Raw genomic sequence first — 16,119 nt, forward strand, 5'->3', positions numbered from 1 at the left:
ACTCCGCACGAAACCACCCACGCGCAGCGCCGTCTCCAATGTCGAGACGACCACGCGACGAGTGCGTCGCTGGCAGCGTCATGATTTGAATCGACTCACGACGTTTCCTGCAGCTTCGAGCTGACCACGTCGAGCCACCGGCGGAGACGAGCGCCCATCACGTTCGGGATGCGCGCCGCGAGCTCGATGGCTCGATCCAGGTGGCGCCGCGAGTCCTCGAGGCGCCCGCGCCGGTAATCCCAGAGCGCCCGCGCCTCGATGACCTCGATCCGCTCCTGGCCGACCGAGTGCAGCGCCGACGCCTTGTCGAGCTCGTCCCACTCCGCGTCGCTCGCCTCGCGCGTCATGAGATCGACCATGCACGCGAGCACCTCCTCCGAGGGCAGCATGAGCCCGTCCGGGCGCCCGTCGCGGATGGCGATGGCCTGCTTCGTCCATATCGCGCTGATCGCCGTGCGCGCGCCCGCCACGTCGCCGCGATAGAGCTGCACCCGGGCAGCGAGGAGCGCGAACACAGGACGGCCCTGATCGCCGGACCGGCGCCTCTCCAGCTCGATCGCGCGCTGCACATGGAAGGCGGCGGCTTCCATGTCATCCATGAGATAGAGGAACTCACCGAGGTTGTAGTGCCCGAAGAGCTCCGGCGTGCGATGCCCGAGCATGCGCGCGAGCTCGATCTGGAGCGAGAAGTCGGCGAGCATACCAGCCTTGTCGCCGAGGCACGCGAGCAGGAGGGCTCGGTTGTTGATGGCGCCCACGAGATGGAGCATGTCTCCGTGCTCCTCGGCGAGGCGAATGGCGTGATCGAGCACCCGCCGTGCGTCGGCGAGCCGCCCGAGCGCCGGGTAGATGAAGCCGAGCATCACGAGCGCGATCACCAGCGTCTCGTACTCCGCGTCCCCGAGGCGCTCGGCCGCTGCCGCCGCCCGTTCCAGCGTGCTAGCGGCCTCCGCTTCCTTGCAGAAGCGGTGGAGCGAGCGCCCAGAGCCAAGCAACAGGCGCGCCTCGATCTGCGGCGAGTCGAGCGCCGCGGCCGCTGCGAGCTGCCTGGCGCATCGCACGCGCTCCTCGGAGCTCGTGTACTGTTCCATCCAGTCGAGCACCGTCGCCTCGTCGAGGAGGATCTCGGCCTCCGTCGCCGCGTCACGCTGCGCCGCGGCCAGGTCGCGCGCGCGGGCAAAGTCACTGAGCGCGTCTTGGTACCGCTCGACCCGGTAACGCATGAGCCCGCGCCCGCGAAAGGCCGCGAGCGAGGGCGGCGCGGGCTGCTCGATGGCACGGGTGTAGAGCGCCTCGGCCTCGACGTAGACGTGGCGCGCGTGCGACTGCTCGGCGAGATCGAGGTACAGCGCCTGCGCGGCGGCGCCCATGCCCGCCTTCTCCGCGTGGTAGGCGAGCCTCGCATGCCGCCGCGCCTCGGGCATGGCCAGGACCTCACCGTAGTAATCGTAAGCGGCGCAGTGGATCCGGTTCCGCAGCGCCTCCGGTGTGGATTGCGCGACCGCCTCCCGCGTGAGGGCGTGGCGGAAGCCGATCGTCGTGTCGTCGTACTGCACGAGCACGCCCGACGCGAGGAGGCGCGCCACGCTGACGCGGGCGTCGAGCGGGAGCGACTCGACGTCGCCCTGCTGATCGAGGCGGCCGAGCACCCCCTCGATCTCGGGCAGGGTCGCATCCGCGCCGAGCAATGCGATCAGGCGCGCGTGGACGCGGAGCACGGGCGCCAAGCTGTCGAGCTCCCCCTCGGCGAGCCACTCGATGCGCGGCGAGCTCGGCAAGTAATCGATCTCGTCTGTCGCCAGGTACCACCCGCCGCCCATCGCGCGCCGGCGTACGAACCCCTCTCGCTTCAGCCCGCGGACGAGCTCGACGAGCATGAGCGGGATGGCCTGGGCCCGCTTGACCAGGTGTTGGACAGCGAAGTCGGGGACCTCCTCGACCGGACGGAGGAGCACGCGACAGAGCTCGGTCGCGCTCTGCGGATCGAGCGGCCCGAGGTGGTGGACCGCGACCGCATCGCTGAGCGCGACGCCTGCCTGTCCGACTCCATTCAAGCCCGGGCGTTCGAGCGTGCAGACCCAGATCGGCGCGCCCAGGTCGGCGCGCGTCGCGAGCGCCAGCGCCGCGAGCGTCACCTCGCCGGCGTGGTGGGCGTCGTCGAGGACGATGAGCAGCGGCGCCTCCGCGGCCCGTAGCCGGAGCGCCTCCGCCACGCTCACCCTGACCGCTGACTCCAGCGCTCGCGGGGCGGCCGTGCGCGCGGCGATCTCCGGTGCGTCAGGCGCGAGGCAGCCCAGGGCGAAAGCCAGGATCGGGCCGAGCGCGGCGGCGCGCTCGCCGAGCCGCTCGTCGAGATGCGCGCGAACGGCGCTGGCGTGCGCGGTCTCTTTGAGGCCGAGCGCTTGCACCAGCAACGAACGCAGCGCCTGGTCGCCGCCGTCGAGCGCCAGTTCGCCGGCGCGGATCGCGAGGACGGTGCCGCGCTGATCGATCGCGCGCAGGCGTTCGACCAGCGCGGCGGCGAGGTGGCTCTTGCCGTAGCCTGGCTCCGCCACGACCCGAGTGAGAGAGGGTTTGCCCAGGGCCGCCGCGCGTGCGCTGGACAGGAGCTGATTCAGCACCTCGTCTCGCCCGATGAGCACGCCCGTGTGCGTATTGACGTCGTCCAGCGGCGGAAGGGAGCCGGGATGGATTCTATCGACGCGAACCCAGGCGCGAGCATCCTCGAGCCTGGCGCCGGACACCTCGGGGAGCAGCGCCGCCACGGCAGGGGTGAGGAAGACCCCCGGCGGGTCGCTCGCAGCCGGGAAGCGGTCGACGCTGGAGAACAGCGGGCTCAGATAGCGGCGAGATCCATCGGCGCGGGGCAGGATCGTGACGAAGGCGAGGTCGACGGCGGCACGGGCGCAGACATCGCGCTGGATGAGCTCCAGCGCGGCGAGCATCGACCACCGAATCGGGTTATCTCCCGCCTCATGGCCGAACATCGCGACGAAGCGACCATGGCTGGAATGGACGAGCTGCCCGCCGAGCGAGATCAGCTTGCGCCGGAGCCCGATGACATCGATTTCGGACGCGAAGAACACGAAGACGACGCGGCGGCGCTCGCGCAGGAGGGGCGCGGGTGCCTGCAAGGCGGACGCCGACCTGGGCGCCGAGCTGGGCTGCTCGCATGCGTCGACGCTCGCGAGCGCCGCGGCGAACGCCGCCTGCAGCTCCGCGGCGTCCGCGAAGCGATCCAGCGGCTCCTTCGCGAGGCATCGGAGGATGACGCCCTCGATGGGAACCGGCACCGGGACGAACGCCGAGGGGCGCGCCGGCCGACGCTCGCAGTGCGCCTGCCGCACGACGGCCGGCGCCCCCCAGAACGGCGGGCGACCCGTGAGCATCTCGTACAGGACGACTCCCATGGCGTAAACGTCCGCGCGCGGGCCGACTTCCCCGTGACTGGCGCACTGCTCGGGAGCCATGTACTCCGCGGTGCCAGCGATCCATCTGTCCACTGACGACTCGGTTCCGTCGCCGGGCTTGAGCACCAGACCAAAGTCGATCAGCCGAGCCATCGGGGCGTCATCGACGAAGATGTTCTCGGGCTTGAGGTCGCCGTGAACGAAGCCTGCGGCGTGGACGGCGGCGAGCGCGTCGAGGATGGCCGTCGCCGTCGGGGCCACCTCGTGGAGAGGCATGGCGCGCGCCACCATCCGTTGGGCCAGCGTGGGCGCCGCGATGTGCTCCATCACGACGTGGAACACCCCGTCGTGAAGCTCGCCCCAGCCGTAGACCGCAGGGACGTGGGGGGGACCGACCGCTCGAAGCGGCGCGAGCTCGCTCGCGAGGTGCAGCGCGGCCTCGATCCTGTCGTGCCGCGCGAGCTTGATCGCCACCTTCGGTCCGCCCGCCTCGGGCTCGGCCTCGAACACGGTCCCGAAGCCGCCGCGCCCGAGGACACGCAGGACGCGATAGCCCGGCACGTCGACGCGTCTGGCCTCCACGGCGTGCGGCGAGATACTCGACCTCTCGTCCTCCACCGGCACGACGACCTGGGCGGACACCTGGCCGTGGTCGGGGCACTCCGGGGCGTCGCGCGACACGCGCCGCCCGCAGGACGAGCAACGGATTTGCGCTTGCGTGAGCGTCGACGCCCGCACTTGCCGGGAAAGTTCGCGGACCATCGAGCCCGTGTTTATTTGAGAAAGACGGTGATGACTTCGCTCCAGGTGACGTCCGCGCTGTCGATGCAGTGGGGATGGTACTTCCCGCTGTTGGTGAGCCCGGCGCACTGCGTGCTGCACGAACCGACCCGCTGGATGATTCCGCAATCCTGCACAGACCCGTTTTTCATGAGATGCCCGGCGGCGCAATCGCGGTACTGCCCCCGCGAGTGGGCGTCGTTCTCGGGGAGGTTGCACGCATAAATCACCGGGATCGCGCCGAAGATGTTGCCGAAGAAGGCCCCCTCTTCGAAAATGTATGTATTGAGCTCGCCGGCGTCGGTGACGTTGAGACCGCCTGTCGAGCCCCGCGCTGAAACAGTCACCGGGACGCCATACCAGTTGACGCGCGCCGCCAGGCACGCGGATACCCACTTCTGCCCCGCGTTGGACAGGGATTTTGTCGCCCAGTTTGTGTCGAGCCCCAGCTGCCCCCAGTAGTCCTCGTTATGGACCACGCCCCTGCTATCGGTCCAGGAGAAGCTGAACGACTGCGTCGGGCTGAACGCACAGCTCACGGCGTACTGGACGAGCTGCCGCGCGATGCTGCCGATCGTGCCCGGATCGCGGATCGCCGCGAGGTTGTCTGGCGAGAGCGTGATAGAGCTGAGCGCGGAGAGCTCGAGCCCGTTCATGTTGAGCGCGTTCATGTTGAGCGCGTTCATGTTGAGCGCATTGTCGCTCAACAGCGCCCTCTCGCGGACCTCCACGTCTTCGCGCCCCGCCCCCTCGACGCCGCACGAGGCAGCGGCGAGCGAGAGCGCGGCGCACACGATTGTACGCACGGGACGATTGCTTCTCATGTCCATCCCCCCCTGCAAAGCACGACAGTCGCCAGTTTATCGCAATCATAGCGCGCCCCGATTATATGGACAAGATACAAACCCGGAGGCGCGACGAAAATTCGCGGCCTGGTCGATATGACAGCCTGTTTCGTGGCAGACGGACCCGCTGCGCCACACGATGGACTCGCCCTGAATCCGGACCCGACATCCAAGGGAAAGCGACTTCTGCTTCGGACAGATGTCGCATCCACTCGAGCTGGCGGTGCAGCACGGCGAGAGGAGAGATCGTGCAACGTCGCGTCGAACGAGCCCCGCATGGCTCGCCAGGGTGCTCGCAGGACGCTTCCGGTGCTGCGGAGTGTCCACGAACTACCGAGCATCGCACCAGTTTCGAGAGCGTGCGCGCGTGAGCCGGCATCGCCAGCTTCAGCGGAGGAGCCAGCGCGCAAACCGGACCCGATCGCAACGAACGGTATTCGAGCAGCGGTTCCCCCTCCCGCAGCCCCGCATCCATCATCCCTGGCCGTCTCTACCGCGAGACCGCGAGCCGGTCCGTCGACCCGATGTGGGAGCCCGGTGCGGGAAATCCGCTCGCCGGGTTCTGTCCGGGGGCGGCCCAGACTGACCGAAGGTAGGTCAGCACGCACGGGCCGTCCCTACCGGGACCCAAGGCCGTCAAGGACGCAGGGAAGTCAGGAGGGAAAAGCGCGGGGGTGCCTCTCCTCTTGGCGGCCTTGGCGCCATGGCGGTTCTTCTGCTGATCCGGGGCGACTCTCCGCAGTCGTGCTGCTCGATTCGGAGAGCCCCCGGCGAGCCCACACCCCGCCGCTACGGCGGCCCCGCCTCGATCGCGCGCCGGTAGCGCTCGCGCCGGTGGGGCTCGCGCAGGATCTCGTAGGCCTCGTCGAGCACCTCGATGACCAGCCGCACGTCGTCGAGCAGGTCCACGGTCGCGGCGGTCAGCAGCGTCGACGGCTCGAACGCCCTCCGGAGCGCGAGGTACGCGCGGCGGATCTCGTAGCTCGTCGCGTCGCGCGGGACGCCGAGGATCGAGAAGTAGTCGCCCTCCTCCACCAGCGCGAGCCGCGCGCGGACCCGCTGCCGGATCGCCTCCTCGTCGAGCGGATCCGCCACGGGCGCGGGCGGCGCCTCGGTGATCGACGGGGGGATCAGGACGTCGAGCACCTCCAGGCAGACGAGCGCGTAGAGCACGCTGGCGTGGTCGGGCTCCGCCGCGCCCACGAGCTCGCCGACGGCGCGGCCGCGCGCGCTGCGCACGAGCTCCTCCTCCTCGCGCCGGAGCGCGCACTCGCCGAGCAGGTTGCGCCGGACGCCGTCGTCGAGCCGCGCGCCCGGGCCGCCGAGGCGGCGCAGCGCCACCTCGGGGGCGATGACGCGGCGGACGGTCTCGACGAAGACCTCGGCGCCGGTCGCGCCGCCGAAGACGTTCGGCTCCGCCTTGAGGCGGCCCGGCGGCTCGGACTCCAGATCGCACGTGCCGGCCTCGACGAGCACGACGTGCCCGATGATCCACTCGGCGTGCGCGCGCAGGACCGGCCAGAGATCGTCCTGGCCGAGGTGGCCGTGCGCGATGAGCGCCGCGCCGGCGTGCCGGCCCGAGGCGGGGAGCTTGCCCGAGAGCCGCGCGGCGACCTCGCGCGCGATGTCGCCGCGCCCGACCAGGAAGGCGAGCAGCGTCTCGTCGGCGATGCCCGAGCCGGCGGTGACGAGATCGCCCTCGTGCAGCACGATGCGCCGCACGCCCGCCTCGGTCGAGACCGCGAGCGAGCCGGAGGCGCGGCTGCCGACGGCGCGGGCGAGCGCGCGCGGCGCGTCCCCCGGGCCGAGCACGGTGGCGGAGGCGCCGGCGGAGCTCGGGGCCTCGTCGGCCGCCGCGTACGAGAGCGGCGCGCGGGCGAGCGCGCCGGTGCTGACCGTGGCCGGCGCGGAGGGCACCGGCGGCGCGGGCGGCGCGGGGGCACGCCCGGGCGCGCCGGTGACGGCGACGGACAGCGGGGCCGGGGCGGGCAGGCGGCCGAGCGCGCCCGCCGCGACGGGCGCCGCCGGCGGCATGAGGGCGCGCCCGGGGGGGCTCGCGCCGGCCGTGGGCGGCGCGAGCGCGACGCCCGGCGGCGCCGCCGCGGGCGGCAGAAACCCGGGCGCGCGGGGATCGCGGGTCCGCTCCCACGCGGGCTCGGCGCGCGAGGCCGCCGGAGGGGCGGGCGTCCGCTCCCACGCGGGCTCGGCGCGCGAGGCCGCCGGAGGGGCGGGCGTCCGCTCCCACGCGGGCTCGGCGCGCGGCGGCGGCGACTGGCCGCCGTGGGGCCGGACCGCCTCGCGCGGCGTCGGCGGCGCGGCGTCGCGCCCGCCTCCCCAGCGCGGCGGGGGAGAGCCGTGCTCGCGGTCCTCCCGCTCGGGCAGGAGCGCCTCCGGATCGCGCGCGAGCGCCGCGAGCTCGGCTCCGGTGCGCCTCGTCGCGTACGCGGCGTCGAGCGGCGGCTCGACGTGGGGCTCGTCCCCGGGCTCGGCGAGCTCGTCGATGGGCTCACCCGGCCCGGTGGGCTCGGAGCGCGTGGCTGCCTGGTGCGGCACGGCCGCGCCGCCGTGCGTGCCCTCGCCGGTCCTCGGCTGCGACGCCGAGGCCGCGTACGACACCGCGGCCGCGTGCGGCGCCGGGCTGGCGTGCAGCGGGGCGAAGGCCGCGTTCGCGCCGGTCCGCGGCTCGTCGTCGTCCGGATCGATCGGCTCGTCGAGGGCGGAGAGCAGCTCCGGCGACAGGATCAGATCGACCTCTTCCTCGGCCGCCGGGATGCTCGAGGGGTGCGCCTTCGCCGTCACCCGCTGCTCGGCGGCGACGAGGATCTCCTCGAGCTCCGGGCTGATCCGGGCCGGCAAGAGCCGCGATCCGACCGCCTCGCCGTCCTCCGGGGGCGGCAGCACGGAGCCGACGTCGAGCGGGTCGAGCTCTCTGGAGAAGTCCGGGCTCGACGGGAGCTCCTGGTCGAGCGGGCCCGGGGGGGCCGTCGGCGGGCGCGGCGCGGCGCCGTGATCGCTGCGGAGCCAGACCGGCTCGGCGACCGCGCTCACGTGCGCGGCGAGCTCGGCGATGTCGACCGGCCGCTCGAAGACCTGCCCGAAGAGCTGCGGATCGAGCTCCGCCGAGCGGGCCGGATCGCCCACCAGCAGGACGGACGCGGCCACACCGCCGGGGCGATGATGGTAGAGCCGCTCGAGCGCCTCGATCGCGCCGGGCTGATCGATGTCGACGATCACGACCCGCGGCGCGTCGCGCCCGAGGCGCGCCTCGAGCTCGGCGATCGAGGTCGCGGTGACGTCGAACCCCCGGCTCCGCAGCGCCGTGCCGATCGCCTCCCCCTCCGGCGACGCGTCGGCCAGGAGGATCGCGCCCGCGCGCAGGCGCGCCTGCACGGCTTCGGGGTCGTCGCGGAGCTCGGACACGGCGGTCATCTCTGGAGGTCGGCCCCGCGGAGCTGCACCGAGGGCCCCGTATCGGCTGGACTGTCGACGGTCGCCGGCGGGCTGTCAAACGCGATCGCGGACCTCCGCGTTCCTGCCACGCAGCGCCTCCTCGCCCGCGCGGGCCGCGGCGCGGCGCGGCCGGCGTGGTAGACATCGGCACATGGTGCTCGGCGCTTCCCCGAACGAGATCGCCCTCGTGGCCTTCCTGCTCATCGTGGTGCTGCTCGCCACGAAGATCGGCCGCATCGGCGAGGCCATCGGCGCGCTGTTCGAGCGAGATGCGACGGCGGACGGACGCGCGCGCCAGGACAGCGCGGAATCGCGAGAGGAGCGGCCGGACCGCTGAGCGCGCACACCGCCCGCGCCTCGAGCCCCGCTTGCGTTCTGTTTTTTTGGAATTCATAGTCCCCCATGGTCGCGAACGAGCGGGGTTTTCCGCGGCGGCGGCGGCGGCGCGCGGAGATCGCGGCGCGGATCCCGCGCGGGTACTGTCCTGCGCTCCACCTCGCGGCGCCCACGGCGCTCGGCGCGCTCGTGCTCGCGGCGGCGGTGGGCTCCCTCGACGCCGTCGAGGCGGTCGAGCTCCTCGCCGTCCCGGCGACGCTGCTGCTCGCCTTCGCCTTCGAGTGGTGGGCGCACAGGTCGGTGCTGCACCGGCGGGCGCCGCTGCTCGGCACGCTGTTCGAGCGGCACGAGCGCGAGCACCACCTCGCCTTCACGGCCGACGACATGGCGCTCCGGAGCGCCCGCGAGCTGTGGCTGGTGCTGACGCCGCCGTACTCGGTGCTCCTGGTCTTCGTCCTGCTGCTGCCGCTCACCGCCGCGGCGGGGATCCTGTTCACGCGGGACGCGGCGCTGCTCGGGCTCGCGACGGCGATGGGGTTCTTCGTCAGCTACGAGTGGCTGCACCTCGCCTATCACCTGCCGGCGGACAGCGTGGTGCTCCGGCTCCCGGGGCTCCTCTGCCTGCGCGAGCACCACCGGCGGCACCACGATCCGCGGCTCATGAAGCGCTGGAACTTCAACGTGACCGTGCCCGTGTTCGACGTCGTCCGCGGGACGCGCTGGTCGCCCCCGCCCGGGCCCGCGTCGCGCGCGTAGCCGCGGGGGGAGGGGCGCGCCGGGGGGGCTCCCCGGAGGCGCTGGCGTGGAGGCGAGCCACGACAGGGGCTCGCCGGAACGCAAGCCCCGGAGGGGAGCCCCCCGGCGCGCCCCTCCCCCCGCGACCGGGGCGCCCGGCCTGCCGTTGTGTGTGCTAACGGTCGCGCGTGCAGACGCGGACCCGAGACGGCCTCGCCCTCCTGCTCGCCGGGGCGCTGCTCGGCGGCGGGATCGCCTGGCTGCTCGGCCGCCGGCAGGAGAGCCCCCCGGCGCCCAGCGCGCTCGACGCGGTGCCGGCGGACGCGCTGCTCGTCGCCTCGCTCGACCTCCCGGCGCTGCGGGCGTCGAAGGCCTTCGCCTCGTTCCTGCGCGAGGAGCGCGAGATCCCCGGCCTCGGCAAGGTGCGCGACGTGTGCGGCTTCGACCCGATGGCCGGGCTCACCGAGGTCGTCCTCGCCATCCCGGCGGCGGGCGAGGGCGGCGACTTCGGGCTGGTCGCGGCGGGCGCCGTGCAGAGCGAGGCGCTGCTCACGTGCGCCTCCAAGGTCGTCGAGGCCCGCGGCGGCCAGCCCGTCGTCACGCAGATCGGCAGCTTCCACGCGGTGCGCGACTCGAGCGCCGAGGGCCGCGGCGAGATCGCCGTGCGCCCCGGGGGGCCGATCCTGCTCGGCGGCGGGGCGTACCTGCGCGCCATGATCGACGCCGCCGACGGCCGCGCCGAGCCCGTCCGCGAGAGCGCCGCGCACCGCGAGGTCGCCCGCGAGGTGGGCGAGGCCGCGGCGCGCGTCACCGTGGTGCTCACGCCCGAGCAGCGCGCCGAGCTCGAGCGCGAGCTCGCGCCGGGCGGCGGCGCCCGCTCGCCCGCGGCGTCGGTCGTCGCCGCGGGCGCCGGGGTCGCGCTCGGCCCCGAGATCGCCGTCCGCGGCGTCATCCTCTGCGACGCGGAGGCCCCGTGCGCCGAGCTCGGCGCGCGGCTGCGCGCCGCCCGCGACGCGCGCGCCGAGGATCTCGCGACGCGGCTCATCGGCTTCGGCGCGCTGCTCCAGCGCGTCGAGATCGCGGCCGAGGGCAAGGAGCTCCACGCCCGCGTCTCGCTGTCGGCCGAGGAGGCCTCGGCGCTCGTCGCGCGGCTCGCCTCGCTGCGCGCGCTGGAGAGGCCCGCGCCCGCGCCGCGGCTGCCGCCGGCGCCCGAGGGGCGCGGCGCGCCCCCGCCAGCGGGAGACGGCGGCGCGCCGGACGAGGTCGTCGCCCCGCGGCGGGCGAAGCCGGACGGCGGCGCTCGCTAGGCCGGCGGGCCGCGTCCGTGGCTCGCCGGCCCGAGGGCCACGAACGTGGCCCACCTGACCCACGCGCCGCGCGCGCCGGTCGCGCCGCGCGTGCGCGGCCGATCGCGGCGTCACGCCGTGTCCCGAAGTCATGTACGCTGGCCTGTGCCCTGCGACGGGATCGGCGCGCCGGTCCGTCCCGCCGTGGACAGGCGGCGGGTGGGGCAGTTCGCATGCAGCTCGTCGTCTCCGCCAGCGTCCTCGTCGGGACCCTCCTCGTGGTCGTCCTCTGGGCGCTCCACCGGCGGCTCCGCGCCCGCGAGCGCGATCTCGAGCGCAAGGCGCAGGAGCTCGCCGTGAGCCGCGCGGCCGAGCAGCGGCTCGGCGAGGAGCTCCACGAGGCGCGCCGGGCCGAGGAGGCGGCGCGCAAGGCGGCGGCCGACGCCGAGGCCGCGAGCCGGGCCAAGAGCATGTTCCTCGCCAACATGAGCCACGAGCTGCGATCGCCGCTCAACTCGATCCTCGGCTTCGCGCAGCTCATGGAGCGCGACCGATCGCTCGGCGACCGGCACCGCGAGAACCTCACGGTCATCAGCAAGAGCGGCGAGCACCTGCTCGGCCTCGTGAACGACATCCTCGAGATGGCGAAGATCGAGGCCGGCCGGATGACGCTCGCCGAGGCCGACTTCGACCTCCACGACACGCTCTCGGATCTCTCGGAGATGTTCGCGGTGGAGGCGCGGCGGAAGGGGCTCGCGCTCGCGGTGGAGCGGGATCCGGGCGTGCCGCGGCACGTCCACGGCGACGAGGGGAAGCTGCGGCAGGTGCTCATCAACCTGCTCGGCAACGCGCTGAAGTTCACGAGCAAGGGGTCGGTGACGCTGCGCGCGTGGGCGCGGCTCGCGACCGGCGCGCACGAGGGCGCGGGGGCGGGGCGGGTGCGGCTGTCGTTCGAGGTGACGGACACCGGCCGGGGCATGGCGCGGGAGGAGATCGCGGAGCTCTTCGAGGCGTTCGTGCAGACGGCGAGCGCGCGCGGGGCGCGCGAGGGCACGGGCCTCGGGCTGCACATCAGCCGCAGGATCGTGCGGATGATGGGCGGCGACATCCACGTGGAGAGCGAGGTCGGCCGCGGGACGACGCTCCGCTTCGACGTGCGCCTGTCGCTCTCGGACGCCGCGCGTGAGCGCGGCGGGGCGCCGCGCTCCTTGCGGGTCGTGGGCCTCGCACCGGGCCAGCCCAAATGCCGCGTCCTCGTGGTCGACGACCGGTGGGACGTGCGCCACCTCCTGCTCAAGCTGCTCGACTCGGCGGGCTTCGAGGTGCGCAGCGCGACGAACGGGCTCGGCGCGATGGCGCAGTGGGAGACGTGGGCGCCCCACCTCGTCCTCCTGGACCTGCGCATGCCGCTGCTCGACGGCTACGAGGCGGCGAGCCGCATCAAGCGGAGCCCGCGCGGGCGGGAGACGGTGGTGGTCGCGATGACCGCGAGCGCGTTCGAGCACAACCGGTCGCTCGCGCTCGAGGCCGGGTGCGACGATTTCCTGAGCAAGCCGTTCCGCGACGCGGACCTCTTCGCGCTCCTCTCGAGGCACCTCGGGGCGCGCTTTACCTACGAGGAGCAGCCCGCGGAGGCCCCGCCGGCGCCGGCCGCGCGGACCGTGGACCTCGCGCGCGCGGCGGCGGACCTGCCGGCGCCGCTCCGCAAGGACCTCCGGCAGGCGGCGACGCGGCTCGACCCGCGGGCGGTGCAGGCGGCCGTCGAGCGGATCCGGCCGGCGGACGCGGAGCTCGCGGGGGCCGTGGCCGAGCTCGCGCGGCGGTACCGGTTCGACAGCATTCTGGCGCTCTCGAGCGCCGACGAGGAGGAGCCGTCATGACGGACAGAGGCACGAAGGCAGAGGCCCTCGAGGGCGGCGCGGGCGCGCGGCCGGAGCGCGCGAAGGAGCCGCCGCCGAGCGTCCTGATCGTCGACGACATGCCGGCGAACCTGTCGCTCCTGACCTCGATGCTGACGGCGCAGGGCTACGAGGTGCGGGCGGCGATCAGCGGGGCGATGGCGCTGATGTCGGTCGCGGCCGAGCCGCCGGACCTCATCCTGCTCGACGTGAACATGCCGCACATGGATGGCTACGAGGTGTGCCGGCGGCTGAAGGCGGAGCCCCGGACGGCGGACATCCCGGTCATCTTCCTGAGCGCGATGACCGGCATCGGCGACAAGGTGATGGCGTTCGAGGCGGGCGGCGTCGATTACGTGACCAAGCCGTTCGAGCTCCGCGAGGTGCTGGCGCGGGTGGAGACGCAGCTCCTCTTGCACCGGCAGCGCCGGGAGCTCGAGCGGCAGCGCGCGGAGCTCGAGGCGCGGTACGCGCAGATCTGCCAGATGCACGCGGCGCTGCGCGGGTACCTGTCCGACCGGGCGTGGGAGAGCATCGAGGAGAGCGTGTCGTCGAACCGGCCGAGCCCGCCGGCGCGCGAGGTGCTGACGGTGCTGGTCAGCGACATCGAGGATTTCGTGCGGCTGTCGGAGCGGGAGGACCCGGGGCCGCTGCTCGCGGATCTCAGCCTGTACATGGCCACGGTGGCGCAGGTCGTCTACGACCACGGGGGCGAGGTCGACAAGTACGTGGGCGACGGCATGCTCGCGTTCTTCCGGAGCGCGCCGGACGCGCTCGCGGCGGCGGAGCGGATCCAGCGGGCGATCGCGGCCTTCAACGAGCGGCAGCGCGCGGAGGGCCGGCCGGCGTTCCCGACGCGGCTCGGCCTCTCGACGGGGCCGGTCGTCCTGGCGAGCATCGGGTCGAGCGGAAGGCGGGAGTTCACGATCATCGGTGATCGCGTGAACACCGCGTTTCGGATCCAGGCGCAGGCGAGGCCCGGCGGCCTCTTGATGGACGAGGCGACGTTCGCCGCGGCCGGGAGCCCGGGGAGCGCGGCGCCCGTGCTGATGCGGATACGAGGCAAGCAGGGAGAGGAGAGGCTCTATGCGATCTCGCCCGAGGCGGCCAGAGAGGACGTGGAACAGGCGCGCACGCCGGCTCCCGGAGGCGGGGCGGCAGGCGCTTCAAGGTAGCTCCAGCGCGCGGCGGATCGCGCCGCACCATGCCTGTGCCATGGCCGATCAGGCCCATGAAAAGGGCGATCCACAGCAAACGTTCGTTCTTGAACCACGCGGGGCCCTCGTGCATAGTCGCCGCGGAGGATCGAATGAACACGAAGCTTCGTTCTTGTGTTACCTTGCTCGCCCTGCTCGCGACAGCGGCGATGGGCGCTGCCGCTTGCTCGGATGACGACAGCGGCGGCACCACGTCGACGTCGACCAGCGGCACGGGCGGCAGCGGCGGCAACGGGGGTAACGACGGCGGCGGGGGTGACGGCGAGGGCGGCAGCGGCGAGGGCGGCAGCGGCGAAGGCGGCAGCGGCGAAGGCGGCAGCGGCGAGGGCGGCAGCGGCGAGGGCGGCAACGGCGGCGGTGCGTCGGCCTGCGCGGGGCTCTACTGCGACGACTTCGAGGCGTACACGGCCGCGGAGGCGCCCGGCGGCAAGTGGACGGTCTACACGGCCATGGACGGCTCCGCGGTCTCGGTCGACACGACCATGGCGTACAGCGGCACCAAATCGGTCAAGGTGACCACGCCCCAGAGCTCGGGCGACAACAACTACAAGTCCGCCATGATCCAGTTCAAGGACGAGAGCGCCCTGCCCGTCGAGGGCAACGTCGTCCATGGCCGCATGATGTTCTTCCTCGAGTCCGCGCCTGAGACGGACGTGCACTGGACCCTTGTCGACGGCGCGGGCGTCGTCCCGAACAGCGACTTCGAGGGGATGCCCTACTCGGCCGTGTACCGTTACGGCGGTCAGCATCCGGTCGAGGGCGGCAGCCAGCTCATGGCGAACTACGACACGCCCGGCTACTGGAGCGACCCCCGGACCGCGCCGCAGACGGACTGCTGGCATCACGCCGAGGGCAAGGTGGTCCCGGTCGGCGAGTGGACGTGCGTCGAGTTCAGCTTCGACGGGCCGAAGAACGAGATGCGCTTCTGGCTGAACGGTGAGGAGATCACCGAGCTCAAGATGTCCGGGGCCGGCCAGGGCTGCGCCAACAACGTGGAGGACTACGAGTGGACCGCGCCGGAGTTCACCAGCCTCGGCTTCGGCTGGGAGTCGTACCAGGAGGACGCGCCCCGCACGATGTGGATCGATGACGTCGTGATCGGCACCGAGCCCATCGGCTGCCCGACCCAGCAGTGAGCTCGCCTCGTTGAGCTCGCCCGAGGCGCGGAGACCGCGCCCGCGCCTCCTCCAATCTCGCGGTAGCCTCAGGATCGATGGCGCGATCACCCTCGGTCCCGATGGCGCGAGCGCCTCGTCTCGATGTGGCAGAATGCCTCAGGCCTCGCGCGGCGCCGCCGCTCGTCAGGGGTTTTCCCGATGGGAGCATCGGAGTTTGCACGAGCCGATGGGTGTCTGGCCCGGGCGCGCGGGCGATTTGCCTGCCGGAGGTCGAGCGGGCCTGTTGATCGCCCGCTGAGACCGCTCTAGGAGTGGGCGGAGGCACAACGGCTTCACGCAACCTGGAGGTCCCTGTCGTGATCAAGCTCAGTCATCCCCTTCCGCTGCTCGCTTCGTTCGCCCTGGTCGTCGCTGCCTGCGGCGGCGCGCCGGAGCCTGCGCCGCAGGTGCCGGTCGAGCCGGCGCAGCCTGCGCCCGAGACCCCGGTCGCGCCCACGGGGGCGACGCCGGGGCCCGAGGCCAGCGAGCAGGCGGACGGCGCGGCGCCGGCGGTGTCGGTCGTGGTGCCCATCGAGGCGCGGAGCAACTCGAAGCTCAACGGCAGCGCGACGTTCACCGAGACGGAGGGCGGCGTGAAGGTGGCCGTCCAGGTCTCGGGCGCTCCCCCCGGGAAGATCGCCGTGCACGTGCACGAGAAGGGCGACTGCAGCGCGCCGGACGCGATGAGCGCGGGTGCGCACTACAACCCCGAGAACCACCCGCATGGCCTCCCCAACGGCGGGGAGCGTCACCTCGGGGATCTCGGCAACATCGAGGTCAAGGCCGATGGGACCGGGACCCACGAGATCGTCGCCAAGGGGGCGAATCTGAAGGAGGGCGCGCCGAACTCCTTCATCGGCCGCGCCATCATCGTCCACGAGAAGCAGGACGACGGCAGCCAGCCGGCCGGCAACGCCGGAGGACGCATCGGCTGCGGGGTGATCGCGCAGGGCAAGTGATGCCGACCGTGGTTGCGCGCTCGCGCCCCGAGGGAGCGAGCGCGCT

The 16,119-nt window shown here is 73.1% G+C and carries 10 protein-coding genes; 7 read left to right on the forward strand and 3 right to left on the reverse strand.

Annotation, left to right across the window (positions count from 1 at the left end):
* Window positions 1-95: 95 nt before the first annotated feature.
* The 3 genes from WMF31_RS39420 to WMF31_RS39430 all read right to left on the reverse strand — a co-directional run bounded on the left by WMF31_RS39420 (window position 96) and on the right by WMF31_RS39430 (window position 8,455).
* Window positions 96-4,091 carry a serine/threonine-protein kinase gene (locus tag WMF31_RS39420; protein WP_436607031.1) on the reverse strand — a complete coding sequence of 1,332 codons (3,996 nt, stop codon included), beginning with the start codon at window positions 4,089-4,091 and terminating at the stop codon, window positions 96-98.
* A gap of 92 nt (window positions 4,092-4,183) precedes the next feature.
* Window positions 4,184-4,996, reverse strand: coding sequence for a hypothetical protein (locus WMF31_RS39425; protein WP_436607032.1), 813 nt, complete (start codon window positions 4,994-4,996; stop codon window positions 4,184-4,186).
* 828 nt (window positions 4,997-5,824) lie between these two features.
* Window positions 5,825-8,455, reverse strand: coding sequence for a hypothetical protein (locus WMF31_RS39430; RefSeq protein ID WP_436607033.1), 2,631 nt, complete (start codon window positions 8,453-8,455; stop codon window positions 5,825-5,827).
* Between the two features lie 181 nt (window positions 8,456-8,636).
* On the opposite strand from WMF31_RS39430, the gene WMF31_RS39435 reads away from it, so the two are divergent.
* From WMF31_RS39435 to WMF31_RS39465, 7 genes are all read left to right on the forward strand, one after another.
* Window positions 8,637-8,822: a hypothetical protein gene (locus WMF31_RS39435; RefSeq protein ID WP_436607034.1), complete on the forward strand. Its 186-nt coding sequence runs from the start codon at window positions 8,637-8,639 to the stop codon at window positions 8,820-8,822.
* Between the two features lie 65 nt (window positions 8,823-8,887).
* Window positions 8,888-9,577 carry a sterol desaturase family protein gene (locus WMF31_RS39440; RefSeq protein ID WP_436607035.1) on the forward strand — a complete coding sequence of 230 codons (690 nt, stop codon included), beginning with the start codon at window positions 8,888-8,890 and terminating at the stop codon, window positions 9,575-9,577.
* Window positions 9,578-9,744: 167 nt separating this feature from the next.
* Window positions 9,745-10,863, forward strand: coding sequence for a hypothetical protein (locus tag WMF31_RS39445; protein ID WP_436607036.1), 1,119 nt, complete (start codon window positions 9,745-9,747; stop codon window positions 10,861-10,863).
* Window positions 10,864-11,075: 212 nt separating this feature from the next.
* The gene (locus WMF31_RS39450; RefSeq protein WP_436607037.1) at window positions 11,076-12,722 is read left to right on the forward strand and encodes an ATP-binding response regulator; all 1,647 of its coding nucleotides are present in this window, start codon (window positions 11,076-11,078) and stop codon (window positions 12,720-12,722) included.
* A complete protein-coding gene (locus tag WMF31_RS39455; protein WP_436607038.1) occupies window positions 12,719-13,915 on the forward strand; it encodes a response regulator in 1,197 nt (398 codons plus the stop codon). Before WMF31_RS39450 ends, WMF31_RS39455 begins: the two co-directional genes overlap by 4 nt.
* A gap of 134 nt (window positions 13,916-14,049) precedes the next feature.
* On the forward strand, window positions 14,050-15,093 hold the full coding sequence (locus tag WMF31_RS39460; protein ID WP_436607039.1) for a hypothetical protein: 1,044 nt from the start codon (window positions 14,050-14,052) through the stop codon (window positions 15,091-15,093).
* Between the two features lie 338 nt (window positions 15,094-15,431).
* On the forward strand, window positions 15,432-16,073 hold the full coding sequence (locus WMF31_RS39465) for a superoxide dismutase family protein (RefSeq protein WP_436607040.1): 642 nt from the start codon (window positions 15,432-15,434) through the stop codon (window positions 16,071-16,073).
* Window positions 16,074-16,119: the final 46 nt, after the last annotated feature.

This window comes from Sorangium sp. So ce1036, assembly GCF_051369805.1.
Classification (GTDB): Bacteria; Myxococcota_A; Polyangia; order Polyangiales; family Polyangiaceae; genus Sorangium; species Sorangium cellulosum_F.